The 25,396-nt window shown below is 72.2% G+C and carries 28 protein-coding genes; 13 read left to right on the top strand and 15 right to left on the bottom strand.

Translation table 11 applies throughout. The features are described 5' to 3' along the window. Window positions 1–49 precede the first annotated feature (49 nt). Window positions 50–259, bottom strand: coding sequence for a DUF397 domain-containing protein (locus ACX25U_RS19270; RefSeq protein ID WP_454393745.1), 210 nt, complete (start codon window positions 257–259; stop codon window positions 50–52). After that, window positions 241–1,083, bottom strand: coding sequence for a helix-turn-helix domain-containing protein (locus tag ACX25U_RS19265; protein WP_454393743.1), 843 nt, complete (start codon window positions 1,081–1,083; stop codon window positions 241–243). The genes ACX25U_RS19270 and ACX25U_RS19265 overlap by 19 nt, the downstream gene beginning before the upstream one ends. A gap of 175 nt (window positions 1,084–1,258) precedes the next feature. Here ACX25U_RS19265 and ACX25U_RS19260 point away from each other — a divergent pair, with 175 nt between their 5' ends. Further along, window positions 1,259–1,660: a hypothetical protein gene (locus ACX25U_RS19260; protein WP_454393742.1), complete on the top strand. Its 402-nt coding sequence runs from the start codon at window positions 1,259–1,261 to the stop codon at window positions 1,658–1,660. 18 nt (window positions 1,661–1,678) lie between these two features. Continuing rightward, window positions 1,679–2,041: a DsrE family protein gene (locus tag ACX25U_RS19255; protein ID WP_454393740.1), complete on the top strand. Its 363-nt coding sequence runs from the start codon at window positions 1,679–1,681 to the stop codon at window positions 2,039–2,041. A gap of 18 nt (window positions 2,042–2,059) precedes the next feature. On the opposite strand, the gene ACX25U_RS19250 is transcribed toward ACX25U_RS19255, so the two are convergent. From ACX25U_RS19250 to ACX25U_RS19215, 8 genes are all read right to left on the bottom strand, one after another. Continuing rightward, window positions 2,060–2,317 (bottom strand): DUF3099 domain-containing protein, encoded by a 258-nt coding sequence (locus ACX25U_RS19250; RefSeq protein WP_454393738.1) that lies wholly within the window; start codon window positions 2,315–2,317, stop codon window positions 2,060–2,062. A gap of 99 nt (window positions 2,318–2,416) precedes the next feature. After that, window positions 2,417–2,704, bottom strand: coding sequence for a DUF1416 domain-containing protein (locus tag ACX25U_RS19245; protein WP_381776405.1), 288 nt, complete (start codon window positions 2,702–2,704; stop codon window positions 2,417–2,419). A gap of 54 nt (window positions 2,705–2,758) precedes the next feature. Beyond that, window positions 2,759–3,604, bottom strand: a complete 846-nt coding sequence (locus ACX25U_RS19240; RefSeq protein WP_454393736.1) for a sulfurtransferase — start codon at window positions 3,602–3,604, stop codon at window positions 2,759–2,761. A 140-nt stretch (window positions 3,605–3,744) separates the two neighbouring features. Further along, window positions 3,745–3,825: a putative leader peptide gene (locus tag ACX25U_RS19235; RefSeq protein ID WP_355139345.1), complete on the bottom strand. Its 81-nt coding sequence runs from the start codon at window positions 3,823–3,825 to the stop codon at window positions 3,745–3,747. Between the two features lie 206 nt (window positions 3,826–4,031). Further along, the gene (locus ACX25U_RS19230) at window positions 4,032–4,766 is read right to left on the bottom strand and encodes an LmeA family phospholipid-binding protein (protein ID WP_454393734.1); all 735 of its coding nucleotides are present in this window, start codon (window positions 4,764–4,766) and stop codon (window positions 4,032–4,034) included. A gap of 114 nt (window positions 4,767–4,880) precedes the next feature. Next, complete coding sequence (locus tag ACX25U_RS19225) at window positions 4,881–6,041, bottom strand: hypothetical protein (protein WP_454393730.1); 1,161 nt, start codon at window positions 6,039–6,041, stop codon at window positions 4,881–4,883. 3 nt (window positions 6,042–6,044) lie between these two features. After that, complete coding sequence (locus tag ACX25U_RS19220) at window positions 6,045–6,299, bottom strand: MoaD/ThiS family protein (protein ID WP_454393729.1); 255 nt, start codon at window positions 6,297–6,299, stop codon at window positions 6,045–6,047. A gap of 38 nt (window positions 6,300–6,337) precedes the next feature. Next, window positions 6,338–7,228, bottom strand: coding sequence for an alpha/beta hydrolase (locus tag ACX25U_RS19215; protein ID WP_454393727.1), 891 nt, complete (start codon window positions 7,226–7,228; stop codon window positions 6,338–6,340). 295 nt (window positions 7,229–7,523) lie between these two features. On the opposite strand from ACX25U_RS19215, the gene ACX25U_RS19210 reads away from it, so the two are divergent. The 9 genes from ACX25U_RS19210 (at window position 7,524) to ACX25U_RS19170 (ending at window position 16,351) form a co-directional block, all read left to right on the top strand. Beyond that, window positions 7,524–8,303 (top strand): response regulator transcription factor, encoded by a 780-nt coding sequence (locus ACX25U_RS19210; protein ID WP_454393725.1) that lies wholly within the window; start codon window positions 7,524–7,526, stop codon window positions 8,301–8,303. 85 nt (window positions 8,304–8,388) lie between these two features. After that, a complete protein-coding gene (locus ACX25U_RS19205; RefSeq protein ID WP_454393723.1) occupies window positions 8,389–9,429 on the top strand; it encodes a LacI family DNA-binding transcriptional regulator in 1,041 nt (346 codons plus the stop codon). Window positions 9,430–9,534: 105 nt separating this feature from the next. Beyond that, window positions 9,535–10,530 carry a S1C family serine protease gene (locus ACX25U_RS19200; RefSeq protein ID WP_454393721.1) on the top strand — a complete coding sequence of 332 codons (996 nt, stop codon included), beginning with the start codon at window positions 9,535–9,537 and terminating at the stop codon, window positions 10,528–10,530. A gap of 40 nt (window positions 10,531–10,570) precedes the next feature. Then, window positions 10,571–10,789, top strand: a complete 219-nt coding sequence (locus ACX25U_RS19195; protein ID WP_454393719.1) for a hypothetical protein — start codon at window positions 10,571–10,573, stop codon at window positions 10,787–10,789. 137 nt (window positions 10,790–10,926) lie between these two features. Next, on the top strand, window positions 10,927–11,661 hold the full coding sequence (locus tag ACX25U_RS19190) for a response regulator transcription factor (RefSeq protein ID WP_454393717.1): 735 nt from the start codon (window positions 10,927–10,929) through the stop codon (window positions 11,659–11,661). Then, window positions 11,658–13,121, top strand: coding sequence for a HAMP domain-containing sensor histidine kinase (locus ACX25U_RS19185; RefSeq protein WP_454393715.1), 1,464 nt, complete (start codon window positions 11,658–11,660; stop codon window positions 13,119–13,121). The genes ACX25U_RS19190 and ACX25U_RS19185 overlap by 4 nt, the downstream gene beginning before the upstream one ends. A 220-nt stretch (window positions 13,122–13,341) precedes the next feature. Continuing rightward, entirely contained in the window at window positions 13,342–13,569 is a 228-nt protein-coding gene (locus ACX25U_RS19180) for a hypothetical protein (protein ID WP_454393713.1), read from the top strand. An 8-nt stretch (window positions 13,570–13,577) separates the two neighbouring features. Beyond that, on the top strand, window positions 13,578–15,485 hold the full coding sequence (locus tag ACX25U_RS19175; RefSeq protein ID WP_454393711.1) for an ABC transporter ATP-binding protein: 1,908 nt from the start codon (window positions 13,578–13,580) through the stop codon (window positions 15,483–15,485). Beyond that, the gene (locus ACX25U_RS19170; protein WP_454393709.1) at window positions 15,482–16,351 is read left to right on the top strand and encodes a serine/threonine-protein kinase; all 870 of its coding nucleotides are present in this window, start codon (window positions 15,482–15,484) and stop codon (window positions 16,349–16,351) included. The genes ACX25U_RS19175 and ACX25U_RS19170 overlap by 4 nt, the downstream gene beginning before the upstream one ends. On the opposite strand, the gene ACX25U_RS19165 is transcribed toward ACX25U_RS19170, so the two are convergent. Then, window positions 16,352–17,107, bottom strand: coding sequence for a hypothetical protein (locus ACX25U_RS19165; RefSeq protein WP_454393707.1), 756 nt, complete (start codon window positions 17,105–17,107; stop codon window positions 16,352–16,354). It abuts the gene before it with no gap. Beyond that, window positions 17,097–17,684, bottom strand: coding sequence for an RNA polymerase sigma factor (locus ACX25U_RS19160; protein ID WP_454393705.1), 588 nt, complete (start codon window positions 17,682–17,684; stop codon window positions 17,097–17,099). The genes ACX25U_RS19165 and ACX25U_RS19160 overlap by 11 nt, the downstream gene beginning before the upstream one ends. A gap of 311 nt (window positions 17,685–17,995) precedes the next feature. Here ACX25U_RS19160 and ACX25U_RS19155 point away from each other — a divergent pair, with 311 nt between their 5' ends. Continuing rightward, window positions 17,996–19,942: an NAD-binding protein gene (locus ACX25U_RS19155; protein ID WP_454394361.1), complete on the top strand. Its 1,947-nt coding sequence runs from the start codon at window positions 17,996–17,998 to the stop codon at window positions 19,940–19,942. Between the two features lie 398 nt (window positions 19,943–20,340). On the opposite strand, the gene ACX25U_RS19150 is transcribed toward ACX25U_RS19155, so the two are convergent. After that, on the bottom strand, window positions 20,341–22,176 hold the full coding sequence (locus ACX25U_RS19150) for a prolyl oligopeptidase family serine peptidase (protein WP_454393703.1): 1,836 nt from the start codon (window positions 22,174–22,176) through the stop codon (window positions 20,341–20,343). Between the two features lie 122 nt (window positions 22,177–22,298). Here ACX25U_RS19150 and ACX25U_RS19145 point away from each other — a divergent pair, with 122 nt between their 5' ends. Beyond that, complete coding sequence (locus tag ACX25U_RS19145; RefSeq protein WP_454393701.1) at window positions 22,299–23,090, top strand: SURF1 family protein; 792 nt, start codon at window positions 22,299–22,301, stop codon at window positions 23,088–23,090. Between the two features lie 55 nt (window positions 23,091–23,145). Here ACX25U_RS19145 and ACX25U_RS19140 read toward each other — a convergent pair whose 3' ends face one another. Further along, window positions 23,146–24,192: a hypothetical protein gene (locus tag ACX25U_RS19140; protein ID WP_454393699.1), complete on the bottom strand. Its 1,047-nt coding sequence runs from the start codon at window positions 24,190–24,192 to the stop codon at window positions 23,146–23,148. Between the two features lie 104 nt (window positions 24,193–24,296). Continuing rightward, a complete protein-coding gene (locus ACX25U_RS19135) occupies window positions 24,297–25,001 on the bottom strand; it encodes a SigE family RNA polymerase sigma factor (RefSeq protein ID WP_454393697.1) in 705 nt (234 codons plus the stop codon). Between the last annotated feature and the right edge of the window lie 395 nt (window positions 25,002–25,396).

Genomic DNA, 25,396 nt, shown 5'->3' with positions numbered 1-25,396 from the left:
GCTTAGTCGGCCGGGGTCCGGCCCTCTCCGTGAGGTGCGCTGCCCGGGGTCAGCCCCGCAGCGATCCGCTCTTCACCGCGCCGACGAAGGAGGCCCAGGAGGGGGCCTCGAAGAGGAGGGCACCTCGGGCGGGAGCCTTGCTGTCGCGGACGGGGACGACGGAGGGGAGGTTGGGGGCGACCTCTACGCAGTTACCGCCGTCGGAGTTGCTGTAGCTGCTCTTGCGCCACATCGCACTGCTCAGGTCGATGGCTCGCACGGCACTTCCTCCAACATCCGCAGGATGAACTTCCGCGACTCGGCAGGGCCCCAAGCCACGTCCCGTACGGAATCATAGGTGCGGTGCAGGCGCTCAACCCTGCCTGTTTCTTCGACGAGTTCACCTCGTACGTCGTTCTCGGCGTATGCCACCGTACGACCGTCCAGCAGCCGCAGGAACATCACGTCAGTGCTGTCCAGGCCATGCAGTCCGGTGCCGAACGGCAACACGTGAAGGGTGATGTTCGGACGTTCCGAAGCCTCCACAAGGTGACCCAGTTGCTCCTTCCACGCTCGAGGGTCGCGCAACGAGTTCCGCAGCACCGTTTCCGAAAGAAGGACCCGGAACGGTGGAGCGTCCTCCTCTTCCAGTACCTTCCGCCGCCCGATGCGCGCCTCGACCTGCTGGTCCAGGTCTTTGCCTTTGAGACCACCCGCCGCGAGCGCTTCCCGCGCGTACCCGGCTGTCTGAAGCAATCCCGGCGGCCTGCTCACGGAGTACTGCCAAAGACTCACCGCCTCCGCCTCAAGCATCATGTACCGCCGGTATTGCTCCTTGAACTGCGTCGGGTCCGCCACCGCCAGTTCCCACAGGGCCAGCAGCAGCCCCGGCGTCCCGTAGTACGTGTCCAGGGCCTGTACGACCTCCGGGCCGCCCAGCGTCTGACCGCTCTCCATCTTTCCGAACTGGGACGAGTCCCAGCCCACGACCTTCGCGAGCTCTCGAAGGCTCAGGCCCCGCTCGTTCCGCAGGAGCCGAAGCTCCTCCGCGAACCGCTTCCGGGGCTCCTGGCTCCGTCCCGTGATCACTCGTCTCGATGGCATCTCGTTCCCCCGGAAAGCGGCTGTCGAAGGTGTGGAAATAACGCGGTGAGCCGGCGAAGGACACCGCGTCGGCAGCGTTTCGACGCTGCACACAGGCCATGCTCATCTCGTACGAACACGCAGCGTAGTGAATTGCTCGCGCACTGCGCAGACGTTCACGAAAGGAACTGGCGCAATGACGACGGAGCCGACACCGCTCGCCCACGGCACGCTCGTATTCGACCCGGCCACCCAGAAGGTCGGCGAGTACCAGGACCGGTCGGGACCGTACGCGCTGCTGCGTCCCGTGGGCGGCGGCCGGGAGTGGCAGGCGGATCCGGCGTCGCTGCGGCTCGCGACGTCAGGGGAACGGCTGAGCGCCGGAGTGTGGGCGGCGAACGAGCGCACGCGGGTCGCCGGTGCGAGCGCGCCCGACCCCGAGGACTTGAGCCGCCCGCCGCTGCCGGTACGCGGCTGCGAGGTCTGCACGGAGCTGGACGAGCGGCGGGAGGCCGCACGCGCGGTGCACGACGGCAGCGCGGAGACGGACGCGAACGTCCTGCTGCGCCAGCACCGGCGGCAGGAGCACCGCGCATGAGGCGGCTACGCTTCCGGCATGGCGAAGAAGCTCGTGATCAAGGTGACGGCGGGGGGGGACGCTCCCGAGCGGTGCTCGCAGGCGTTCACGGTGGCGGCGGTGGCCGTGGCCAGCGGGGTCGACGTCTCGCTCTGGCTGACCGGGGAGTCCTCCTGGTTCGCGCTGCCGGGCCGGGCCGCCGAGTTCGAGCTGCCGCACGCCGCTCCGCTGCCCGACCTGATCGACTCGATCCTGGCGGCCGGCCGGATCACCCTGTGCACGCAGTGCGCGGCCCGCCGCGAGATCACGGAGAAGGACGTCATCGAGGGCGTACGGATCGCGGGCGCCCAGGTCTTCGTCCAGGAGGCGCTGGGCGACGAGACGCAGGCACTCGTCTACTGAGACACCCCTCCACGGGGGTCAGTGGCGCTTCTTGCCGTCCAGCTCGTCCCACCACTCGTCGGACTTCGGGTCGCCGGACGGGTCGTCCCACCAGCGGTCCTCGGGCCCGCGCCGGTTGGCGACCATCGCGGCGACCGGCGGAATCACCATGGCGACCAGACACATGCCGACCGCCGCGGGAACCGACCAGATCCGCACGACACCCCACGCCAGGACGAACAGCCCGATGCAGAGGCCCATCATGGCGAAGTAAGCATGACGCCGTCGTGCGTACATATGCCCAGGGTAGGTCCGCACCACCTTCCCATGGCATGCCGAAGGGCCGCGGCCCGGGTGTCCGACCCGTGGGACGCGGCCCTTCGGCATGGTGCGCGGTCAGACCGCGATCGCTACCTCCGCGAGGCCGCCCTGCTGGGCGACGACCGTGCGGTCGGCGGTGGCGCCGGGGACGAGGGCGCGGACGGTCCAGGTGCCCTCGGCCGCGTAGAACCGGAACTGGCCCGTGGCGGAGGTGGGGACCTCCGCGGTGAACTCGCCGGTCGCGTCCAGCAGACGGACGTAGCCCGTCACCGGCTCGCCGTCGCGGGTCACCTGGCCCTGGATCGTCGTCTCACCGGGCTTGATCGTCGAGGCGTCCGGGCCGCCGGCCTTCGCTCCACACATGTGCTACTCCAGAGGTTCGATGAGGTCGAAGAGGTCGAAACGGTCTGAACCGTCTTACTTGCCGGAGCCGAGCTCGATCGGCACGCCCACCAGGGAGCCGTACTCGGTCCAGGAGCCGTCGTAGTTCTTGACGTTCGGGACCCCGAGCAGCTCGTGCAGGACGAACCAGGACAGCGCGGAGCGCTCACCGATGCGGCACAGGGCGATGGTGTCCTTCGCCAGGTCGATCTCCTCCGCCTCGTAGAGGGCCTTGAGCTCCTCGTCCGACTTGAAGGTGCCGTCGTCGTTGGCGTTCTTCGACCACGGGATGTTCCGGGAGGTCGGCACGTGGCCGGGGCGCTGCGACTGCTCCTGCGGCAGGTGGGCCGGGGCGAGCAGCTTGCCGGAGAACTCGTCGGGCGACCGGACGTCGACGATGTTCAGCTTGCCGATCGCGTCCACGACCTCGTCGCGGAACGCGCGGATGGAGGTGTCCTGCGGCTTGGCCTTGTACTCGGTCTTCGCACGCTCCGGCACGTCCGTGCCGTCGACCAGCTCGCGGGCGTCCAGTTCCCACTTCTTGCGGCCGCCGTCGAGGAGCTTGACGTTCTCGTGGCCGTACAGCTTGAAGTACCAGTACGCGTACGAGGCGAACCAGTTGTTGTTGCCGCCGTAGACGACCACCGTGTGGTCGTTGGAGATGCCCTTCTCCGACAGGAGCTTCTCGAAGCCCTCCTGGTCGACGAAGTCACGGCGGACCGGGTCCTGGAGGTCCTTGGTCCAGTCGATCCGGATGGCGTTCTTGATGTGGTTCTTGTCGTACGCGGACGTGTCCTCGTCGACCTCGACGATGGCGATGCTCGGGTCGTCCAGGTGCTCCTGGAGCCAGTCGGCGTCGACCAGTACGTCGCTGCGGCTCATGCTCAATCTCCTCCGGGGCAGTTGCGGCGGGGCGTGCGAAGTGCGGGGGCGCGCCGATACGCGGTGCGGTGCCGGTGTACGCGGCGCACGGATGGCCCCGGGTCACGTGCGGGGCCGGTGATACGGGAGGAAGCTCCCGCTCAGGAAGTGCGACAGAGCATGGCGGCCACGCGGCACAGGTCCACTGCCCGCCGCTTCGTGAGATCCGCCTGTCGCTGCATGGGGTCGATCGTAGGGAGGAATGGGCGGTTGTGTCACCGGCGTGTCGGATACTGAGACAGTATCGTCCGGGATGTGGGAACAGGAGAGGGGTCGAGTCGCCTCCTACGGCCTCCGGGCGCCCGCGCCTCTCCTCGCTTCGCGCTGCATCTGCGGTGCGGACGAGGTGTCTCGCCAGTCGGACACCCTTTCGTCCGCCGACTTCGTCCTACCCGGCGAGCCTGACGTCCGAACCGTTCACCGTGATCTCGACGCCGTCCTCCACCGCCCGCACCGAGTCCAGCCGGACCTCGCCGGGCAGCCGGTCGATCGCCTGCTGGAAGTCGGTGACCGACCGGATCCGGTTCTCGACGAGCCGCACGCCGCCGAACCTGGGCAGCGCGTCGGCCTCCACCTGGACCCTGTTGTTCTTCACCGTGATTGAGCTGAGCACCGAGATCCTGGGCAGCTTCGCACCGAACAGGGTCGCCGCGACGTCGACCTTGATCTTGCCGTTGCCGCCGTCGGACAAGCCGACCACCTGGGCGGTCACACCGAAGCCGACCGGCTCAGGCCCGGACTTGGCGGCCTTCAGCAGCTCGTCGTAGGCGATGGTCGCGGTTCCGGTGGCGTCGGAGGCGGTGGCCGAGCGGTAGTCGCCGGAGAAGCGCACGCCCCTCATGTCCGCCCTGATGTCGTCGATACGGATCTTCTGCTCGCCGTTGCCGGTGGCCGCCTCGTAGTTCTTGATGCCGACCTCGACGTCGTCGAGCTCACCGCTCGCCACCTGGGTCAGGAACGGGAAGCCCTTGATGGACACGTCGGGGGTGCTCGCCAGGTTCTCGGTCGTCCTGAGCCTGTCGGCCGCCTGGTTCTCCGCGAAGTGCACCGCGACCCGGTCGACCACCACGAACAGCACGCCCAGGATCACGGCGACGGTCAGAAGTATTCGCAGCGCGCGCATGCGGTGTCCCCCCAAGGTCGGCGATCCCGACGACCGGGCGGCCGTCTGCGGGAGCCTAACGCCCGAAAACGGCCCGCCCCGGGAATTGTCGATCAGCTGTGACAGGAGCTGCGGCTACCCCAGCGCCCGCCCCAGCACCCACACCACCGGTGCCGCGGCCGCGAGCGGCAGGGCGACGCCGGCCGTGAAGTGCACGAAGCGCGAAGGGTAGTCGTAGCCGGCCGCACGGTGGCCGATCAGGGCGCACACCGCCGCGCCCGCGCCGAGCATCGCGCCCTTCGCGCCCAGGCCCGTCATGCCGCCGACCGCGATGCCCGTGCCCGCCGCGGCGAGCAGCGAGACGACGACGGAGGCCGCGGTGGGCAGCGGCAGCGCACGCGCCAGGACGGCCGCCGCGACCGCCGTCGCGCCGACCGCGACCGCGTGCGGGGTGGCGGCCAGGTAGCCGGTCGCCACGATGGCCAGCGCCGCCGAGGCGACGGTCGTCATCAGGCCGTACATCCGCTCGTCCGGGTCGGCGTGCGAGCGCAGCTGCAGGACCAGCGAGAGCAGCACCCACACCCCGAGCGTGCCCAGGATCGCCGCCGGCGCGTCTTCGCGGCCCGCGCCCAGCACGGCCGCGTCCGCGGCGAGCGCGCCGGCGAAGCCCAGGGCGATGCCCTGGCGGGCGGGCCACATGCCGTTCAGCCGGAACCAGCCCGCGGCCGTCACGGCCTGGAGCACGACCAGCGGCACGAGCAGCGCGTAGATGCCGAGCTCGGCCGTGCCGGCCAGCAGCAGGCCCAGCAGCGCGGTGAGCGCGGCCGGCTGCATCCCGGGTTCGATGATCGGCGAGCGCCCCTCGGCGCGGGCCCGCTGGGCGTCGGTGACGCGGGCGTTGCCGGCGAGGGTGGCGGGGCCGTAGGCGGGCTCGTCGCCGGAGGGGTCGCCGGCCGGCGCGGGAGCGGCGGGCTGTGGCTGTGGCTGTGCGTGCTGCGCGTAGGCCGCCGCCGGCTCCTGGGCTCCCACCGGCGGCAGGTACGCCGTCTCCGCGGCGGCGGGTGGCCGCGTGTGCGTCTGGGTGTCCCAGGTCTGCCCCTGCCACTGCTGCGTGTACTGGTGGGCGTCCTGCGGATCGTCGTACGCCTGCTGCCCGGGCCACGCCTGCGGCTGGGGGTGCGGGTACGGCTGCTGCGGGGCGGGCGCCTGCGGGTACTGCTGCGCGTACGGGTCGTGCCCGTCGTAGGGGTTCTCGTTCCAGGACCCCTCATACGGCTCATACGGCCGGTCGGTCATCGCTCACCCTCCTGCGAACGGCGGGAGCACCTCGACCGTGCCGCCCTCGGTCAGCCGTACCGTCTCATGTCCGCGCGTCCCCACGGGGTCACCGTCGATCAGGAACGAGCAGCGCCGCAGGATGCGGACGAGTTCGCCGGGGTGCCGCTCGCGCACCGCGTCGAGCACCTCGGCGAGCGTCTCCGCCTCGTACGGCTCCTCGGCGACCCCGGCCGCGGCCTTCGCCGCCGCCCAGTAGCGCACCGTGACCTTCGCCATCCCGTCCCTCGAGTCACTCGGCAATGAACAGGGTCAGGCTAGCCCGCCTGTGCGAGGGTCCAGCGCGCGATGCGGTGCAGGAGCTCGTCGGCGGCGGCGTTCTCGGCGTGGCCCATGCCGGGCTCCAGCCACAGTTCCCCGTGGTCACCGGCGGCCGCGGCCAGCATCCGGGGGTGATCGAGGGGGAAGTAGCCGTCCCGGTCGCCGTGCACGATCAGCAGCGGGGTGGGCGCGATGCGGGGGACCGCCTCCACCGGGGAGAGCGGGACGGGGTCCCAGTCGCGGTGGTGGATGCGGGTGCGCAGCCCGTAGCGGCTCAGCAGGCGGCCCTCGGGGCGCGTGACCAGCCAGTGCAGCCGGCGCATGGGGGCCGTGCCCCGGTAGTACCAGCGCGCGGGCGCGCTGACGGAGACCACGGCGTCCGTGCGCGCCTCGGCCTGTGCCGCGTCCGCCGGGTCGCCGTGCAGGGCCGCGTGCCTCAGCACCACCGAACCGCCCATGGAGAAGCCGACGGTCACCACGCGCGCGTGCCCGAAGCCCCGCGCCCACGCGACTGCCGCCGCCAGGTCCAGCACTTCACGGTCGCCGACGGTCGAGCGCCCGCCGGAGGCCCCGTGTCCGCGGAAGGAGAAGGTCACGACGGCGCCGTAGCGCGCCAGAACCCGCGCCGCCCGGCGCACGTGCGGCCGGTCCAGGTCTCCGGTGAAACCGTGTGCGATCACGAACACCAGGTCACCGGACCCCTCGTACGCGCCCCCATGCGCGCCCCCGTATGCGCCCTCGTGTGCGGGCGCACCCGGCTCGTGGACCGCGTCGAGCGCCACCCCGTCCGCCGTGCGCAGGAACGTCCTGAGACGCCTTCCCCGCGCCGTGCCGGACTCCGGGACGCCCGTCGGACGCGCCACATGACCTGCCGATCCCGTGCTCATGTCGGTTATTCTGCTGCCAAGAGGACTCGGGCAGCGAAGCCCCCGGGTCCTTTCGTGCTTTCGGAAGCGTTGTACACGGCGCGGGAAACCGCGGGTGTACGGGGCCGTCGATCGCGCAGCGGGTCCCAGGGGCGCGGGATTCGCACCACCGACGAAGCAGTGCCGCAGACGTCCTCGCAGGGACCCGAGGAGGAACCAGACGCATGGACGAGCGAACCGTGCACGAACGCATGACGCCCCGGCCGGGGGAGTCCTTCCCGCCCGAGCGAAGCCGAGAGCCCGAGGGAGGGATGCGATGAGTTCCCTGCTGCTCCTGACCAACGCCCTCCAGCCGTCGGCGGAGGTGCTCCCCGCCCTCGGCCTGCTGCTGCACAACGTGCGCGTGGCCCCGGCGGAGGGACCCGCGCTCGTGGACACCCCGAGCGCCGACGTCGTCCTGGTCGACGGGCGGCGCGACCTGCCGCAGGTGCGCAGCCTGTGCCGGCTGCTGCGCTCCACGGGCCTCGGCTGCCCGCTGATCCTCGTGGTCACGGAGGGCGGCCTCGCGGCCGTCACGGCCGACTGGGGCATCGACGACGTCCTGCTGGACACCGCCGGCCCCGCCGAGGTGGAGGCCCGGCTCCGGCTGGCCATGGGCCGCCGGCAGTTCGCGGGCGACGACTCCCCCATGGAGATCCGCACCGGCGACCTGTCCGTGGACGAGGCGACCTACAGCGCCAAGCTCAAGGGGCGGGTGCTGGACCTGACCTTCAAGGAGTTCGAGCTCCTGAAGTACCTCGCACAGCACCCGGGCCGCGTCTTCACCCGCGCCCAGCTGCTGCAGGAGGTCTGGGGCTACGACTACTTCGGCGGCACCCGGACGGTCGACGTGCACGTGCGGCGGCTGCGGGCCAAGTTCGGCCCCGAGCACGAGTCGCTGATCGGGACCGTCCGGAACGTCGGTTATCGATTCGTCATCCCCGAAAAGGCCGAGCGCGCCGCGGACGAGACCAAGACCAAGGCGGCCCGGCCAGAGCCGGACAATCCGGACGCCGCGGACGGTCCGGTGGCGGGGCGGGCCCGTGCGGAGGCGTAGGGGCGCTCGGGCAGGACATCGCGTCCGCACGTCCAAGCTTCGATACGCCCTGCCCGGAGCGGATCCATCCGCGTAGACTCCGCGCGTGGCCAAGGTGACTCGGGACGATGTGGCGCGGCTGGCGGGAACTTCCACCGCCGTGGTCAGCTATGTCATCAACAACGGACCCCGGCCGGTCGCCCCGGCCACGCGCGAGCGCGTCCTCGCCGCGATCAAGGAGCTGGGGTACCGGCCCGACCGGGTCGCCCAGGCGATGGCCTCGCGGCGTACGGACCTCATAGGCCTGATCATCCCGGACGCCCGCCAGCCCTTCTTCGGCGAGATGGCGCACGCGGTGGAGTGGGCCGCGGCCGAGCGCGGAAAGATGGTGCTCGTCGGCAACTCCGACTACGTGGCCGAGCGCGAGGTCCACTACCTGCGGGCGTTCCTCGGAATGCGCGTCTCCGGCCTGATCCTGGTCAGCCACGCGCTGAACGACCTCGCCGCCGCCGAGATCGAGGCCTGGGACGCCCGGGTGGTGCTGCTGCACGAGCGGCCCGAGGCCATCGACGACGTGGCCGTGGTCACCGACGACCTCGGCGGCGCCCAGCTCGCCGTACGCCACCTGCTGGAGCACGGCTACGAGTACGTCGCCTGTGTGGGCGGCACGGCCGACACCCCGGCCGTGGGCGACCCGGTCTCCGACCACGTCGAGGGCTGGCGGCGCGCGATGGCCGAGGCCGGCCTCCCCACCGAGGGGCGTCTGTTCGAGGCGCCGTACAACCGCTACGACGCCTACCGGGTCGGCCTGGAGATCCTCTCGGGCCCCAACCGTCCCCCGGCGGTCTTCTGCTCCACCGACGACCAGGCGATCGGCCTGCTGCGGGCCGCGCGCGAACTGCGCATCGACGTGCCGGGCGAGCTGGCGGTGGCCGGGTTCGACGACATCAAGGAGGCGGCGCTGGCGGATCCGCCGCTGACGACGGTCGCCTCGGACCGGTCGGCGATGGCCCGGACAGCCGTGGACCTGGTGCTGGACGACGCGCTGCGGGTCGCCGGTTCACGGCGGGAGCGGCTGAGGGTGTTCCCGTCGCGGCTGGTGGTACGGAGTTCCTGCGGCTGCAAGGAGCCGGGGAGCGCGGAGTAGCCGCCCCGCCGCGCGATGCTTGCCCATATCGGGCATACGAGGTTCTGTCGGGCTTCTCAGCCGGGACTCAGGTGTCTCTCATGATCACGGGTCACTCTCATTGTCATGAGCGAGAGCATCCGCCGCAGCGGCGAGTACGAAGACCCCCGGGGTGACGGCCGGGCCCCGGTGAACCCGGAGTGGCCGCCCCCGCCCGCGTACGCACCCGCGCCTCCCGCGTCCCCCGCGCACGCGTCGAGGAAGCGCTCCCGGGGCCCGCTCGCCCTGCTGGCGGCGGTGGCGATCGCCTCCGCGGCCGTGGGCGGCGGCACCGCCTTCGCCTTCCAGGAGCTGACCGGTCAGAAGACGGTCGCCTCCAGCAGTACCGGCATCAACGTGGTGCCCGTCGGCCGGCGGGGCAGCGTCGCCGCGATCGCCAAGGCGGTCAGCCCCAGCGTCGTAGAGGTCACCGCGACCCTGGACACCGGCACGTCCACCGGTTCCGGTGTGATCGTCACCAGCGGCGGCGAGGTCGTCACCAACAACCACGTCGTAGCGGGTGCCTCGTCGATCAAGGTGCGGACCAGCGACGGCACCTCGTACACCGCGCGGGTCGTCGGCACCGACGGCTCCAAGGACCTCGCCCTGATCGAGCTCCAGGGCGCCTCCGGCCTCAAGGCGGCCGCCCTCGGCAACTCCGACGACGTGGCGGTCGGCGATCAGGTGATCGCGATCGGCTCCCCCGAGGGGCTGACGGGCACCGTCACCAGCGGCATCGTCTCCGCCCTCGACCGGGACGTGACCGTGCCGACCGGCGAGGACCAGGGGCAGGGCGACGGGCGGTGGCCGTTCGAGTTCGGCGGCCGGCAGTTCAACGGCGACACAGGCTCCTCCACCACCACCTACAAGGCGATCCAGACCGACGCGTCCCTCAACCCGGGCAACTCCGGCGGCGCGCTGATCGACGCGGGCGGCAACGTCATCGGCATCAACTCGGCGATGTACTCGGCCGTTTCCGGCTCGGACTCGTCCGGTGCCGGCAGCGTCGGCCTCGGCTTCGCCATCCCGGTCAACACCGTCAAGTCCGACCTGGCCACGCTGCGCTCCGGCTCGCAGAACTGAGCGGCGACAAAACCCACGGCAACACGGCAAGGAGTACGACATGATCCAGCAGATTGTGCACGAGACCACGGACACCGTCGACGCGACCGTCCCCGGCGGCCTCTCCCAGGCCCTGACCGTCGCGAAGGAACTCCACAGCCCGGCGCACCGCGCCCCCGAGGTCGTCGCGGTCCCCCAGCTGATGGGCCTGCGCACCTCCGCCGACCGTCCGCACCGGTACAAGGTGCCGCTGAGGCGGCTCACGGCGATGGCGGCATGAGTCACGGCACGCGCACTCCGGGCCGCACGATGCGGCCCGGAAACGTGCGACGCTGAGAACGTCCCGCCCCGGACCGGCCGGTCCCGCGACCGAGTCGGCCCCGCCACGAGCCCGAGTCACCCGAGGAACAACGACCGATGAGCCCCGCCGATGGCGACCGTGACCCCCAGCGCATCCTGATCGTCGACGACGAGCCGGCGGTACGCGAAGCGCTCCAGCGCAGCCTCGCCTTCGAGGGGTACGACACCGAGGTCGCCGTCGACGGCGCGGACGCGCTGGACAAGGCGAGCGCGTACAAGCCCGACCTGGTGGTCCTCGACATCCAGATGCCCCGGATGGACGGCCTGACGGCGGCCCGCCGCATCCGTGGCGCCGGCGACACCATCCCCATCCTGATGCTGACCGCCCGCGACACCGTCGGCGACCGGGTCACCGGTCTGGACGCCGGCGCGGACGACTACCTGGTCAAGCCGTTCGAGCTGGACGAGCTGTTCGCCCGTATCCGGGCGCTGCTGCGCCGCAGCTCGTACGCGGCGGCCGTGGCGGGCGCGGCCCAGGAGGGCGAGGCCCTGACCTTCGCCGACCTGCGCATGGACCTCGCCACCCGCGAGGTCACGCGCGGCGGCCGGCAGGTGGAGCTGACCCGCACGGAGTTCACCCTGCTGGAGATGTTCATGGCCCACCCGCGCCAGGTGCTCACCCGTGAGCAGATCCTGAAGGCGGTGTGGGGCTTCGACTTCGAGCCCTCGTCGAACTCCCTCGACGTCTACGTCATGTACCTGCGCCGCAAGACCGAGGCCGGCGGCGAGCCGCGTCTGGTGCACACCGTCCGCGGGGTCGGGTACGTACTGCGGCAGGGCGGCGCCGAGTGAGGAAGGTCGTCCGCCGGTTCCGCACGCTGCCGATCCGCTCCCGCCTGGCCCTGTTGGTGGCGGCGGCAGTGGCGTTGGCGGTGGCGGCGGCCTCGGTGGCCTGCTGGTTCGTCGTGCGGGGGAAGCTGTACGACGAGGTCGACAGCCGGCTCGCGAGTTATGGCAGGGTGACCGCCACCACGGCGACGCAACTGGCCGCCAACTGCACCCGGACGCCGGACGACTCTCCGGGCGACATGCAGCGGTCGTACCTCTACGTGCAGTTGGTGACATCGCAGGGCAAGTTCTGCGTGGCCCCCTGGTCCGAGGGCGTGATCAAGGTCACGGCCATGGACAAGAAGGTGGCCGCCGCCCCCGAGGTGCGCGGGCGCGCCTTCCACACCACCACCGACACGCAGGGCGACAACGTCCGCGTGATGACGCTCGGCGTCCCGACGAACCCCGGTCCCAACGCCGTGGCCTACCCGGGCGTCGCCTTCATGCTCGGCTTCTCCCTCAAGGACACCGAGAACACCCTCGACGACCTGGCCCTGCTGCTTCTGCTCGTCTCCGGCATAGGAGTCTTCGGCGCGGGCGCCGCCGGCCTCGCGGTCGCCCGAGCGGGTCTGCGTCCGGTGGACAAGCTCACCCAGGCGGTGGAACACGTGGCCCGCACCGAGGACCTGACGATCCGCATCCCCGTGGAGGACGAGAGCGAGGACGAGATCGCCCGCCTGTCCCGCTCCTTCAACTCCATGACCTCTGCGCTGGCCAGTTCCAGGGACCTGCAGCAGCAGCTGATCGCGGACGCCGGTCACGAACTGCGCACCCCCCTGACATCACTCCGTACGAACATCGAACTCCTCACCCGCAGCGAGGAGACCGGCCGCCCGCTCCCCGAGGCCGACCGCAAGGCGCTGCTCGCCTCGGTCAAGGCCCAGGTGACCGAGCTGGCCTCCCTGATCGGCGACCTGCAGGAACTGTCCCGCTCGGAGGGACAGCGGGGCGAACGGGTCGAGGTCGTCGCCTTCCACGACACCGTGGAGGCGGCGCTGCGCCGCGCCCGGCTGCGCGGCCCGGAGCTGACCATCACGGCGGACCTGGACCCCTGGTACGTACGGGCGGAGCCGTCCGCGCTGGAGCGGGCGATCGTCAACATCCTCGACAACGCGGTGAAGTTCAGCCCCGGGGGCGGCACGATCGAGGTCGTCCTCGAACAGGGCGCCCTCACCGTCCGCGACCACGGCCCCGGCATCCCCGCCGACGACCTCCCCTACGTCTTCGACCGCTTCTGGCGCTCCCCGAGCGCGAGGGCCCTGCCGGGCTCGGGCCTGGGCCTGTCCATCGTCGCCCGCACGATCCAGCAGGCCGGCGGCGAGGTCACCCTGACCCGGGCGGAGGGCGGCGGCACGATGGCGACGGTACGCCTCCCGGGCGCCCCCACCCCGCCACCGGAGGGGCCGTACGGAACGGGCGCCTGAGGATCGGTACGGACGGTGCTCGGCCCAGGTGTCATGGACCCGGGTGGCGAGGTTCTGCGCCGAGGGTGGGATACCGAGGTGCTCGAGGCGGGTGACCTCCCGCCCGGCCTGCCGCCCCTCCACCGGGAAGAAATTTCGTTGCAATTCTCCCGAAACGCCATCCCAATCCGGATCTGCTCCGTATCTACTACTGAGACATCTTTCGAGCAGGAGGAATGTCATGGCGATCTTCAACGCTCTCTTCCCCACCCTGAACCGTCACGACGGCGGGGACCACGGAGGCCGCGGCGGCCGCGGAGGCCGCGGAGGCTACGGCGGTCGCGGAGGCTACGGCGGCCGCGGAGGCTACGGCGGCCGCGGAGGCTACGGCGGCCGCGGAGGCTACGGCGGCCGCGGAGGCTACGGCGGCTACGGCGGCTACGGCGGTTACGGCTACGGGCGTTACTGAGGACGATCTTGGCCACCAGCAATCCAGGACGGAGCGGACCGGCACCCGAAGGAGCCGGTCCGTTCCGTCGGCATGTCCTGCGGCGTCTGCTGTCGGTGGGCGTGGAGTCGGAGGGCGTGGTCGCGGCCGCCCCGCCGTTGTCCCTGCGCGAAGTGTTCCGGCGTTTCTGGCCCTACACCCGCGGCCGTCGGCTCTGGCTCGTGCCGCTCGTCCTGCTCAGTCTGGCGCAGCCCCTGATCGACGCGGCCGAACTGTGGCTGTTCAAGATCATGGTGGACGAGGTGCTCGTGCCGAGGGACATCACGCCCTTCCTGTGGATCGCGCCGACGTACGCCGGGCTCTTCCTCCTCTCCGGCCTCCTGGGCTTCGGTGACTCCGTGACATCCGCCTACGTCAGCGAACGCTTCCTGCTCGCCCTGCGCTCCGACGTCTTCCGGCACGTCAAGGGGCTGTCGCCGGGGTTCTTCGAACGGCGGCGGCTGGGGGATCTGCTGTCGCGGGTCACGGGGGACGTGGACGCCGTCGAGACGTTCCTGCTCTCGGGCATCGTGGACGTGCTCTACGCCCTGCTCCAGCTGGGCATCTTCCTCGGTCTGCTCTTCTACCTGAGCTGGGACCTCACCCTCCTCGCGATCGTCATCGTGCCGCTGTTCTGGGGCGCCGCCCGCCACTTCTCCCGGCTGACCAAGCAGGCGTCACGGGAGCGCAGGCGCCGCAGCGGCTCGCTCAGCGCGGTCGTCGAGGAGTCGCTGGGCAACATGACCCTGGTCCAGGCGTACAACCGGCAGGACTGGGAACAGGACCGCTTCGAGCGCGAGAACCTGGGCCGGTACCACGCCGTGATGGCCTCGACGCGCATCTGGGCCGTCTACCAGCCGCTCGTGGAGCTCATCGAAGTGCTGGGCGGCCTCGCCGTCATGGGCCTGGGCACCTGGAAACTGGCACAGGGCCAGCTCACGCTGGGCGGGCTGCTGGTCTTCCTGGCGTTGATCGGCAAGCTCTACAGCCCGGTTCGCGACCTGTCCCACCTCGGCACCGCCTTCTTCGCCGCCTCCGCCTCCGCGGAGCGCATCGCCGAACTACTCGACCAGCGACCCCAGGTGCGCGAGGCACCGGAGGCCCGGCGGATCGGCCGGGCCCGCGGCGAGGTCGAGTTCGACGGCGTGTCCTTCCGCTACCCCGACACCTCCCGCTGGGCGCTGTCCGACGTGTCGTTCCGCGTCGGCCCCGGCGAGACGCTGGCGCTGGTGGGGGCGAGCGGCGCCGGGAAGTCCACGGTGGCCAAGCTGCAGCTGCGCTTCTACGACCCCGACCGGGGCGCCGTCCGCCTCGACGGCATCGACCTGCGGGAGCTGCTCCTGTCCGACGTGCGGGACAGCGTCGCCGTGGTCCTGCAGGAGACGCTCGTCCTGCACGGCACGGCGCGGGAGAACATCGCCTACGGCCGGCCCGACGCGACCGACGCGGAGATCGTCGAGGCGGCCCGCGCCGCCGACGCCGACGAGTTCATCCGGCTGCTGCCGGAGGGCTACGACACCGTGGTCGGCCAGCGCGGCCGGATGCTGTCCGGCGGACAGCGCCAGCGCCTCGCCATCGCCCGCGCGATGGTCAGGGACGCGCCCGTGCTGCTGCTGGACGAGCCCACCACCGGCCTGGACGCCGAGTCGGGCCGCCGGATCATGGACCCGCTGCGCCGCCTCATGGCCGGCCGGACAACCGTCGTCATCTCCCACAACCTGCTCACGGTCCGCGACGCCACCCGGATCGTGGTGCTCGACCACGGCCGGGTCGTGGAGTCCGGAACCCACGACGACCTGTTCCTGCGCGGCGGCACGTACGCCCGGCTGCACCGGCTGCACGCCACGACCACTCCCGCGCAGGCCGGCCCGCCACCGCAGGGCACGGTGTGGCCATGACCACCACCCAGGCAGCTCCGGCACCGCCGCTGACCGCGGGCACCCGGCCGGTGCCGGGCTACGAGATCCTCGGGCACCTGGCCCGCACCGGGTGGCTGGACCTGTACGACTCCTGGAGCGAGGAGAGAGCCTGCCGGTGCGTCATCAAGGTGCTGCGCCCGGATCTTCGCGACGACATGGAACTGGCCGACCAGCTGCTGCAGGAGGGCCGGTGGCTGCGCGACTTCACCCACCCGCACCTGGTCCGCGCGTACGAGACCTTCGTGACGCCCGAGCCGCTCGTCGTCCAGGAGACGCTGACCGGGGAGACGCTCACGCACCTGCTGTACCGGCTACGGCGCCGGCCGGCCGCCACCGACGTGGCACTCCTCGGGGTGCAGCTGTGCTCCGCGGCCCACTACCTGCACGGCCGGGGCCTGCTCCACCTGGACCTCAAGCCGTCCAACGTCGTCGTGGAGCGCGGGCACGCCAAGGTGCTCGACCTCAGCCTGGCCCGGCCGCCCGGGCCGGCGCCGCTCGGGGTGGGCACGTTCTGCTACCTCTCGCCGGAACAGGCGCGCGGCGATTCGCTGACGGCGGCGGCCGACGTGTGGGGCATCGGCGTCACACTGTACGAGGTGGCCGGAGGTGACGTGCCCTTCCACGGGGACGACGAGGGGGCGTACGACCGCACCCCATACGACAGCACCGCGGATGACCGCCGTTACCCGCAGCTGGAGGCGGCCGCCCCGCCGATCACGTCCCTGCGGCGCCTGCCGCGCCCGCTCGCCGCGGTCATCGACGGCTGCCTGAGCCGGGACCCGGCGGACCGTCCCACGGTTCCCGAACTGAGCGCGGAGCTCGGCGCGCTGCTGTCCGTCCCCTGACTACGTCTCGTCGGTGCCTGCGGCGAGGTGGGCCCTGGCCAGTACGGTGCCGTCGGGTGCCGTCACCCGGACGGCGGTCAGCGTCGCGGGGTCGATGGCGGCCGGGCCGCCCCAGGAGCCGCGGCCGCCGCGCAGGGTGAATTCGCCGACGCGGACGGTGGTGCCGTCCTTGTGCACCAGCAGGCAGGTGACCTTCCCGTCGTGGGACGTGCTGCGCCCGGGAAGGTCGACGGTCATGTAGATCCAGCCCGGGGAGCCCCGGTGGGCGTAGATCTCACCGGCCGGTTTGCCGGCCGCGTCGGCGGAGACGAGTCCGCCCCACAGCATGCCCGTCCCGGCGGCGGCCGGGGCGGGGCGGGCCATGGTGTCCTCGATCGCCGTGCCGACCGCCCAGCCGCCGAATCCGATGGCGATGACGAGTACGCCCGAGACGGCGGCGACCTGCGGCCGTATCCGGCCGAAGGCTCTCCGGCGCGGGATGCCGGATCCGCGGGTGTGCGAAGCCCCTTCGTGTCCCGCCGCTCCCTGCGTCAGCGCCTGCGCGACCCGGCTCTCGAACCCGACCGGCGGCTCGCTGCAGGGGAGCAGCCCGATCAGCCGGTCACCCACGAGGGTCAGATGCTGGACGTACTCCCGGCAGTCCGCGCACCCCTCCAGGTGCGCCACGGCACCCGCCCGCTGCCGGCCCGGCAGCACGCCGAGCGCGAGCTCGGCGCCGATCTCGCGCAGCTCCTCGCAGGTGAGCTCACTGGGCATTGTCCCCTCGCTGGAAGGAAGCGAGCGTGGTCCGCAGCTTTCCCATCCCCGTCCTGATCCGCGTCTTGGCGGTGCCCAGTGGAATGTGCTCCCACTCGGCGACCTGCTGGGCGGTCATGCCGTAGATACCGGCCATCACCAGGGCGCGGCCCTGTTCGGGCGGCAGTTCGGCCATGGCGGCACGCAGCCGGGAGGACGCCTCGTCGGCCAGCGCGTACCGCTCGGGAGTCTCGCTGACGACGTCCAGGATCGCGTCGAGGTCCTCCGGCGCGACCGGCTCCGGACGCCGCGAGCGGACGGCGTCGATGGCAAGGTTGTGGGCGATCGTGGTCAGCCAGGTGGTGACCGATCCACGCCGCGAGTCGTAGATCTGTGCATGGCGCCATGCCCTTTCGAACGTCTGCTGGGCAACGTCCTCGGCGAGCTGCGGATCCCCCGTGACCGCGACGGCCACGCCGAAGACCCGGTGCTGGAACCTGCGGACGAAACCGACGGCGAGATCCGGGTCGCCGGTGGCCAGCCCGGACAGCAGAGCCTCGTCCGGAAGGCGGCCCACGGGGAACCGGAACCTCGACACATCCGTATATACGGCCCACCCCCGCCCGGAGATTGCCCGATCAAAACGGAATCCCATAGTCCGATTCTTGCGCCGGTCCGCCCTCCGCGCCTGCTGTATCCGTTCCGGCGGTCGGTCGGAGCGCGTCGGGTGGGTGCCGGCGGCCTGGAGCCGGGAGTCCGGCCGGCAGCCGTGGTCGTGGATCGCGCGGCCGCGCAGTCGGCAGTGGCGGCAGGGTGGTGTGTGGAACCACCCGTCCCGGTACGGCAGTCTTTCCCCCCGTGGGGAGCGTTCCGTATCAGGGTGGCGTGCCGGGGGTCGCGGGCGCGCACATGGTGGTGTGCGGGGACGACGGGCTCGCGCACCGGCTGGCCGCCGAACTGCGGGGTGTGTACGGCGAGCAGGTGACGCTGGTCGTGCCGCCGTCCGAGCGCACGGTACGACCACCGGTGGTGGGCCGGGCCCGTACGGCCTCCGCGCTGCTGGACCGGGTGGTGAGCGCGGCGGTGAACCGGGCGGGCGGCAACGGCGCCGGCGGTGGCGGCGGGTCGGGTCAACCGGGCGGAGCCGACCGGCAGGTGGAGGCCGCCGAGCTGACCGAGGCCGTCCTCGCGGACGCCGGTGTGGAGCGGGCGGCGGCGCTGGCCCTGGTGTACGAGGACGACGAGACCAACATCCGCGCCGCCCTCACCGCCCGCCGCCTCAACCCGCGGCTGCGGCTCGTCCTGCGCCTGTACAACCGGCGGTTGGGCCAGCACATCGAGGAGCTCCTCGACCAGGCCGCCGCGCTGGCGACCGGGGACGGCGAGGCGGTACTGGGCGGGGGCGCGCTGGGCTCGGACGCGTCCACGACGGTGCTGTCCGACGCGGACACGGCCGCGCCCGCCCTGGTCGCCAGCGCCGTCGCCGGCACCAGCAAGGTCGTCCAGACCGACGGGCTGCTGCTGCGCGCGGTGGAACGGCCGCCGCCCGCGCCGGGCCGGGTCGCCGACCCCGGGCTGTGCACCCTGGCGCTGCTGTCCGCGACGAGCAGCGACCCGGCCGGTGCGGACGGCTCCGAGGACAGCGGGGAGCAGGGGCCGCGGCTGCTGCCGGACGAGGCGGCGGTACGGGCGGCCACGGGGCGCGGGACCGTGGTGCTGGAGCAGGTGTCGTACGCCGCCGGTCCGCCGCTGTCCGCCGCCCGCGCGGTCGCGGCCGCCGTACCGCCGCTGGCGTCGCTGTTCTCGCGGCGGCTGCGGTGGACGGTGGCGGGGCTGGTGGCGTGCGTGTTCGCGCTCGCGGTGGCGTTGTGGGTGGTGACGGAGGTGCATCCGCTGGGCGCCCTGTACCTGACGCTGCTCGACCTGTTCGCCATCGACGACCCCGCGCTGGGCGAGCCGGTCGGGCGGCAGGTGCTGCAGCTGCTGTCCGGGCTGGTGGGGCTGCTGCTGCTGCCGGTGCTGCTGGCGGCGGCGCTGGAGGCGCTGGGCATGTTCCGGTCGGCCGCCGCGCTGCGCAAGCCGCCGCGCGGGCTGGGCGGGCATGTCGTGCTGCTGGGGCTGGGGAAGATCGGCACGCGGGTGCTGACGCGGCTGCGGGAGCTGCGGATCCCGGTGGTGTGCGTGGAGTCCGACCCCGAGGCGCGCGGGATCGCGACGGCGCGGCGGCTGCGGGTGCCGGTGGTGCTGGGGGACGTCACGCAGGAGGGTGTGCTGGAGGCCGCGAAGATCCACCGCGCGCACTCGCTGCTCGCGGTGACCAGCGCGGACACGACGAACCTGGAGGCCGTGCTGTACGCGCGGTCCGTGCGGCCCGATCTGCGGGCGATGCTGCGGCTGTACGACGACGACTTCGCGACCGCGGTGTACCGCACGCTGCGGGCGGCGCACCCGCGGGCGCTGACGCGGAGCCGGAGCGTGTCGCACCTGGCGGCGCCCTCGTTCGCCGGGGCGATGTTCGGGCGGCAGGTCCTGGGGGCGATCCCCGTGGAGCGGCGGGTGCTGCTGTTCGCGTCCGTGGACGTGGCCGGGCATGCGCAGCTGGAGGGCCGGACGGTGGCGGAGGCCTTCCGGGACGGGTACTGGCGTGTGCTGGCACTGGACGTGGGCATGACGGCCGGGGGCCGCCGTGCCCCGGCCGCGGAGGCGGCCGCGGACCCGGCCGGAGGGTCGGAGCTGGTGTGGAACCTTCCCGGCACCTATGTCCTCCGGCCCCAGGACCGAGTAGTCCTTGCGGCGACCCGGCGGGGGCTGGCAGAGCTGTTGGGTCGTCGGTCCCGGGAGCGGACGGGGACGTAGGGGGCGGGCGGGGCGGCGTCCCGTGCGGGGCGAACGGGTGCGGGCCGGTTAGGGGTGCGGGGGTGCGGGACGGTTGGGGGTGCGGGACGGTTGGGGGTGCGGGACCGTTGGGGGTGCGGGACCGTTGGGGGTGCGGGCTTTGGGGTTTCGCCCCCGCCGCCCTTACCCATTCCCATCCCAGGGGCTCCGCCCCTGGACCCCACCAGGGGCTTCGCCCCTGAACCCGAGCGGGGGCTCCGCCCCCTGCACCCCCAGCCCGGGCACACGCCCCACATCCCAGCCCGGGCACACGCTCTGCGCCCCCAGCGCGGGCTCACGCCCCGCACCTCAGCCCGCGCACACGCCCCGCACCCCAGCGGGCGTCCGCGTCCCTCGGCGCGGATTCCGCTTCCCACCCCTCACTTCGGCAGGTGACGGTCCGCGAAGTCGAGTTCCAGGCGGATTTGTTTGATGCGTTCGTCCACGACCAGGGAGCCGTGGCCGGCGTCGTAGCGGTAGACCTCGTGGACGGCGCCGCGGGCCTGGAGGCGCTTGACGTAGTTCTCGATCTGGCGGATGGGACAGCGGGGGTCGTTGACGCCGGCGGAGATGTAGACCGGGGCCTCGACCCGGTCGACGTAGGTGAGGGGGGAGGAGGCCTCGAAGCGCTCCGGGACCTCCTCGGGGGTGCCGCCGAGCAGCGTGCGGTCCATGGCCTTCAGCGCTTCCATCTCGTCGTGGTACGCCGTGACGTAGTCGGCGACCGGGACCGCCGCGATACCCAGCGTCCAGGCGTCCGGCTGGGTGCCGAGGCCGAGCAGGGTGAGGTAGCCGCCCCAGGAGCCGCCGGTGAGGATCAGGCGGTCGGGGTCGGCGAGACCCGAGGTGATCGCCCACTCGCGGACCGCCGCGATGTCCTCCAGCTCGATCAGGCCCACCCGGTGCTTGAGGGCGTCGGTCCATGCGCGGCCGTAGCCCGTGGAGCCGCGGTAGTTGACGCGGACCACCGCGTAGCCGTGGTCGACCCAGGCGGCCGGGCCCGCGGCGAAGGAGTCGCTGTCGTGCCAGGTGGGGCCGCCGTGGATGTCGAAGACCGTGGGGAGGGGGCCGGTGGCGCCTTCCGGCTTCTGGACCAGGGCGTGGATGCGGCCGCCCGGGCCCTCCACCCATACGTCCTCCACCGGGACCGAACCGGGGGACTTCATGCCGGGCGGGTCCAGGACCACCCCGCCGCCCGTCGAACGCACCGCCGACGGCTCGGCCGCCGAGGACCACAGGTACTCCACGCTGCCGTCCGGGCGGGCGGTCGCCCCGGAGACCGTGCCGCGCAGCGTGGGGATCTTCGTCAGCTCGCGGGTGGCCAGGTCGTAGCGGAACAGCTCGCTGCGTGCCTCGAAGCTGTGCGCGACGAGGAGGCCGGTGCCGTCCGGGTACCACTCCGCGCTCACGTCGCCGGGCAGGTCCAGGGACAGGTCCGTCTCCTCGCCCGTCGTCACGTCCCAGACCAGGGGCTCCCAGCGGCCCCGCCGCTGGTGGCCGACGAGCAGCCGCGCGTCCCCCTCGACCGGGGCGAAGCCCAGCACCTCCAGACCCAGCTCGACCGTCCCGCCCTTGGTGTCGTCCAGCTCGGCGACCGCCGTACCGTCCACGCGCAGCACACGCAGCGCCGAGTGCATCGCGTCGCCGTGCTCCGTGTGCTCGATGGCGATCAGCGTGCCGTCGTGCGAGAGGTCGCCCACGCCCGCCGACTCGCGGTGCCGGTAGATCTCCACCGTCGCCTCACCCTCGCGGGCCAGGTGGATGGTCGTGCCCTCCTCGTCCGTCGACCGGCCCACGACCGCCGTCCGCCCGTCCCGCCCGAGCGCCAGCCCCGCCGGATACGACGCCTCGAGACCGGGCACGGCCGCCTCGTCGGCCCCGCCCTCGAAGGCCTGACGCCGCCAGATGCCGAACTCGTCGCCGTCCTTGTCGTCGAACCACCAGATCCAGCGCCCGTCCGGCGAGAGCACACCGTCCGTCGTACCGTTCGGCCGGTCGGTCGCCTGCCGCTGCTCACCCGTCGCCCGGTCCCAGGCGTACAGCTCGTACGTCCCTGTCGCGTTCGACACGAACAGGGAACGCTCCGGTGCGTCCTCCGCCCAGTCCGGCAGCGACACCCGGGGCGCGCGGAAGCGCTTCTCCCAGTCCGGCATCTCCTCGATGAGCGCCCGCCGGTCGAGCTGCTGCGGCGAGTCGGACCCGTTGCTCTCAGTCATGACCCCATACTGCCTGGTCCCACCGACACCGCGCCGACCAGCATCCCCAGCCTGTGGAAAAAGTGGCCCGTCGGGCGACCCCGCGGCCCGGACGAGGCGCACGGCACCGTACCTTTGAAGGCGTGTACCGGTTTCTGCTGACGCCCCGCTGGTGGGGCATCAACGTCTTCGCGCTGCTCGCCATCCCCTTCTGCGTCTTCATGGGCTCGTGGCAGCTGGGCCGGTTCGAGGCGCGGGTGCAGGACCACCGGACCGCGGACGAACAGGCCGCCACCTACCGCAACGACGCGCCGCGCCCGCTGGAAGAGCTGCTGCCGGTGGACAAGCGGACCTCCGGCATGCAGACCACCGCGACCGGCCGGTACGGCGAACAGCTGCTGATCCCGGACCGCGAGCTGGACGGCAAGCGCGGGTACTACGTGCTGACGCTGCTGCGCACCGACTCCGGCAAGGCGCTGCCGGTCGTACGCGGCTGGCTGCCGGGGACCCCCGGGAACACGGACGCGGCGAAGGCCCCGGCACCGCCCACGGGCGAAATCACGGTCACCGGTGCGCTGCAGGCATCCGAGACGCCGGGTGACAACGGGGTCAGCGCCCGCGGCGGACTGCCGTCCGGGCAGACCGCCGCGATCAGCGCGGCCTCGCTGGTGAACGTCGTGCCCTACGACCTCTACGACGCCTGGGTCACGCTCAACCGGGGCGACTCCGGGATGACGGCGGTGCCGGCGAAGGCGCCGAGCAACACCGGGCTGGACCTGAAGGCGTTCCAGAACCTCGGCTACACCGGCGAGTGGTTCGTCTTCGCCGGGTTCGTGATCTTCATGTGGTTCCGCCTGGTCCGGCGCGAGGTGGAGGCGGTACGGGACGCGGAGCTCGGACTGGAGGCCGAGGAGGAGCAGGTCGCCGCCGTGTGAGCCGGACCGGCTCCCCCACCCCGGCGGCACGACCGCCCGCAGGCCGACCGACCTGCTACGACGCCGTCAGCACTCCCGTGCGATAGACCGTCCCCGCGCACGCGTCCGAGACCGTCGTCGACACCGTGGGTGAGCCCGCCTCCGCCGTGTAGGAGACCACCACGCTGCCGTCGGCCGGGCCGTCCGTCCTGAGCGTCTGGGGCGTGAGGCCGGAGTCGCTGCCGGTGGTCGCCGCGCCCGTGGTGCTCGTGCCATGGGACGGGGTCGGATCGGATGAGGGCCCGCCGGTCTCGCTGTCGCCGGGGCTGCCGCCGCCGGTGGTGGGACAGGTCTGGGAGGGCACCCAGGCGAACTTCACCTCGTACGCCGCACCGGGCAGCAGAAGCAGTCCTGGGGTCTCCGTGGAGGGGTCGGGCAGCCCGGCCGCCGCGTCGCCCGAGACGTGGTCGACCACGCTGATCCTGGTGTCGTCGGCCGCGCCCTGCGCGAGCGGGACCACCTTGCCCGGGCCGCCGACCGAACAGCCCTTGGACGAGACGTTCACGATGTGGAAGGTGCCGTGGACGACACCGGCCGAGTCCGGGGCTTCGACGGTGGCGGTGGCGGAGTCGAGTTGGGAGGCCGTGCACGCGGGCGTGCCGCTGCCGGGGTCGGCCGAGGGGTTGTCCGGGCCGCCGACGGGGCCGGTACCGGTGCCCGTGCCGTCCTTCCGGCCGTCCTTGCCGCCGTTCCCGCCCTTGCCGGTGGCCTTGTCCGCGGAGCCGCTGATGCCGCTCTCGCCGCCGTCCGGGTCCTTGCCCTGGCCCGTGCCGCCGTGTGCCTCGGAGGCCTGGCCGGCGATGGCCGGGTTGGCCTCGGAGCCGGTGGAGTGGGAGACGTGCACGAGGGCGGGGACGGCGGTGCCCACGAACAGGGCTGCGGCCGCCATGCCGACGGCGGCCTGGCGCTTGCGGGCGCGTCGAGCCGGGACCGCGCGCCGCAAGTGCTCCAGTGCGCCGCCGCGTGGCTCGACGTCCTGGACCGCCTGATGCAGCATCCTGCGCAGTTCCAGCTCGTCCGAGTCGAGCCCGTCGGGGCCCAGTTCGTCGGGGCTGTCGTTCACGGTTCCATTCCCAGCGTGCGATTGCGTGTGCTCGTGCTCATGTGGCCGCGTCGGCTCCTGCCGGGCGTGGGGCTCATGCTCGTCGCGCCCCTCGTCCTTCTCCCTCATGCCCGCGCCCCCATCGCGACCCGCAACGCCGCGATGCCCCGTGAGCCGTACGCCTTGACCGACCCGAGCGAGATCCCCAGGGTCTCGGCGACCTGTGCCTCGGTCATGTCCGCGAAGTAGCGCAGCACCAGGACCTCGCGCTGGCGGCGCTGCAGGCCCTTCATCGCCTTGATCAGGGAGTCGCGCTCCAGCTGGTCGTAGGCGCCCTCCTCCGCGCTCGCCATGTCCGGCATCGGCTTGGACAGCAGCTTCAGGCCGAGGATGCGGCGGCGCAGGGCCGAACGGGAGAGGTTGACGACCGTCTGCCGCAGATAGGCGAGGGTCTTCTCCGGGTCGCGGACGCGCTTGCGGGCGGAGTGGACGCGGATGAACGCCTCCTGGACGACGTCCTCGCAGGAGGCGGTGTCGTCGAGGAGCAGGGCCGCAAGGCCCAGCAGTGAGCGGTAGTGCGCGCGGTAGGTCTCGGTGAGGTGGTCGACGGTGGTGCCGGCCGCCACGGTCTCCTCGGCACCGTCACGCTGACTGGGTATGCGGGCGGGCCGCGCGGCGGGCACGGGCGCGATCACCGGAATGCCGCCGGGCATGCCTGGCATGCGGGGACGGAGCGCCGCGCGAGCCGGCCGCAGGGCCGTGCCGCGGGTCGCCGCTGGGGGTACCCCCTGCTCGAAGAGCTTGGGGGAGAAGTCGAGAACCTCTGCCACGCCAGTTGGACACGTCTGCCCCCGCCGGGGTTGTACGCGCCGGGCATCACTTTTGCGCCGTGTGACGCGTCCTGCATCGATCTCGCGGCAGGCGACACGACAGACCGCGCCTCATATGCCCTCATGCGTCCCGCTCATCCCCTATGCCTGAATCACCGGGACGTCCCCACGTCCCGCAGTGTCCCCACGCCCCCGAAGGGCGACGGCAAAGACGCTCCCCGCCCTTGGCGCGGTTGCGCAGGACGGGGAGGGAAATCTTCCGCCGCCGAGACGGCACGGATCAACTGGTCCGGACCACTAGCCGAACCATGATTTTCACATGGATCCTACAAACAAAGCAGGGGGTGGCCACGAGATTTCCGCCGGTGACCCGGCTCTGCGACAGGAGTCACGGC

The organism is Streptomyces sp. JNUCC 63, assembly GCF_054366325.1.
Note: the sequence above shows the minus strand (reverse complement) of the source record. Positions and strands in the feature narration are given on the sequence as shown.

Excerpts from the sequence above, each read along its gene's own strand:
- ACX25U_RS19265 (WP_454393743.1), bottom strand. The coding sequence starts at position 1,083 with ATGCCATCGAGACGAGTGATCACGGGACGGAGCCAGGAGCCCCGGAAG.
- ACX25U_RS19260 (WP_454393742.1), top strand. The coding sequence starts at position 1,259 with ATGACGACGGAGCCGACACCGCTCGCCCACGGCACGCTCGTATTCGAC.
- ACX25U_RS19255 (WP_454393740.1), top strand. The coding sequence starts at position 1,679 with ATGGCGAAGAAGCTCGTGATCAAGGTGACGGCGGGGGGGGACGCTCCC.
- ACX25U_RS19250 (WP_454393738.1), bottom strand. The coding sequence starts at position 2,317 with ATGTACGCACGACGGCGTCATGCTTACTTCGCCATGATGGGCCTCTGC.
- ACX25U_RS19245 (WP_381776405.1), bottom strand. The coding sequence starts at position 2,704 with ATGTGTGGAGCGAAGGCCGGCGGCCCGGACGCCTCGACGATCAAGCCC.
- ACX25U_RS19240 (WP_454393736.1), bottom strand. The coding sequence starts at position 3,604 with ATGAGCCGCAGCGACGTACTGGTCGACGCCGACTGGCTCCAGGAGCAC.
- ACX25U_RS19235 (WP_355139345.1), bottom strand. The coding sequence starts at position 3,825 with ATGCAGCGACAGGCGGATCTCACGAAGCGGCGGGCAGTGGACCTGTGC.
- ACX25U_RS19230 (WP_454393734.1), bottom strand. The coding sequence starts at position 4,766 with ATGCGCGCGCTGCGAATACTTCTGACCGTCGCCGTGATCCTGGGCGTG.
- ACX25U_RS19225 (WP_454393730.1), bottom strand. The coding sequence starts at position 6,041 with ATGACCGACCGGCCGTATGAGCCGTATGAGGGGTCCTGGAACGAGAAC.
- ACX25U_RS19220 (WP_454393729.1), bottom strand. The coding sequence starts at position 6,299 with ATGGCGAAGGTCACGGTGCGCTACTGGGCGGCGGCGAAGGCCGCGGCC.
- ACX25U_RS19215 (WP_454393727.1), bottom strand. The coding sequence starts at position 7,228 with ATGAGCACGGGATCGGCAGGTCATGTGGCGCGTCCGACGGGCGTCCCG.
- ACX25U_RS19210 (WP_454393725.1), top strand. The coding sequence starts at position 7,524 with ATGAGTTCCCTGCTGCTCCTGACCAACGCCCTCCAGCCGTCGGCGGAG.
- ACX25U_RS19200 (WP_454393721.1), top strand. The coding sequence starts at position 9,535 with ATGAGCGAGAGCATCCGCCGCAGCGGCGAGTACGAAGACCCCCGGGGT.
- ACX25U_RS19195 (WP_454393719.1), top strand. The coding sequence starts at position 10,571 with ATGATCCAGCAGATTGTGCACGAGACCACGGACACCGTCGACGCGACC.
- ACX25U_RS19190 (WP_454393717.1), top strand. The coding sequence starts at position 10,927 with ATGAGCCCCGCCGATGGCGACCGTGACCCCCAGCGCATCCTGATCGTC.
- ACX25U_RS19180 (WP_454393713.1), top strand. The coding sequence starts at position 13,342 with ATGGCGATCTTCAACGCTCTCTTCCCCACCCTGAACCGTCACGACGGC.
- ACX25U_RS19170 (WP_454393709.1), top strand. The coding sequence starts at position 15,482 with ATGACCACCACCCAGGCAGCTCCGGCACCGCCGCTGACCGCGGGCACC.
- ACX25U_RS19165 (WP_454393707.1), bottom strand. The coding sequence starts at position 17,107 with ATGCCCAGTGAGCTCACCTGCGAGGAGCTGCGCGAGATCGGCGCCGAG.
- ACX25U_RS19155 (WP_454394361.1), top strand. The coding sequence starts at position 17,996 with ATGGTGGTGTGCGGGGACGACGGGCTCGCGCACCGGCTGGCCGCCGAA.
- ACX25U_RS19150 (WP_454393703.1), bottom strand. The coding sequence starts at position 22,176 with ATGACTGAGAGCAACGGGTCCGACTCGCCGCAGCAGCTCGACCGGCGG.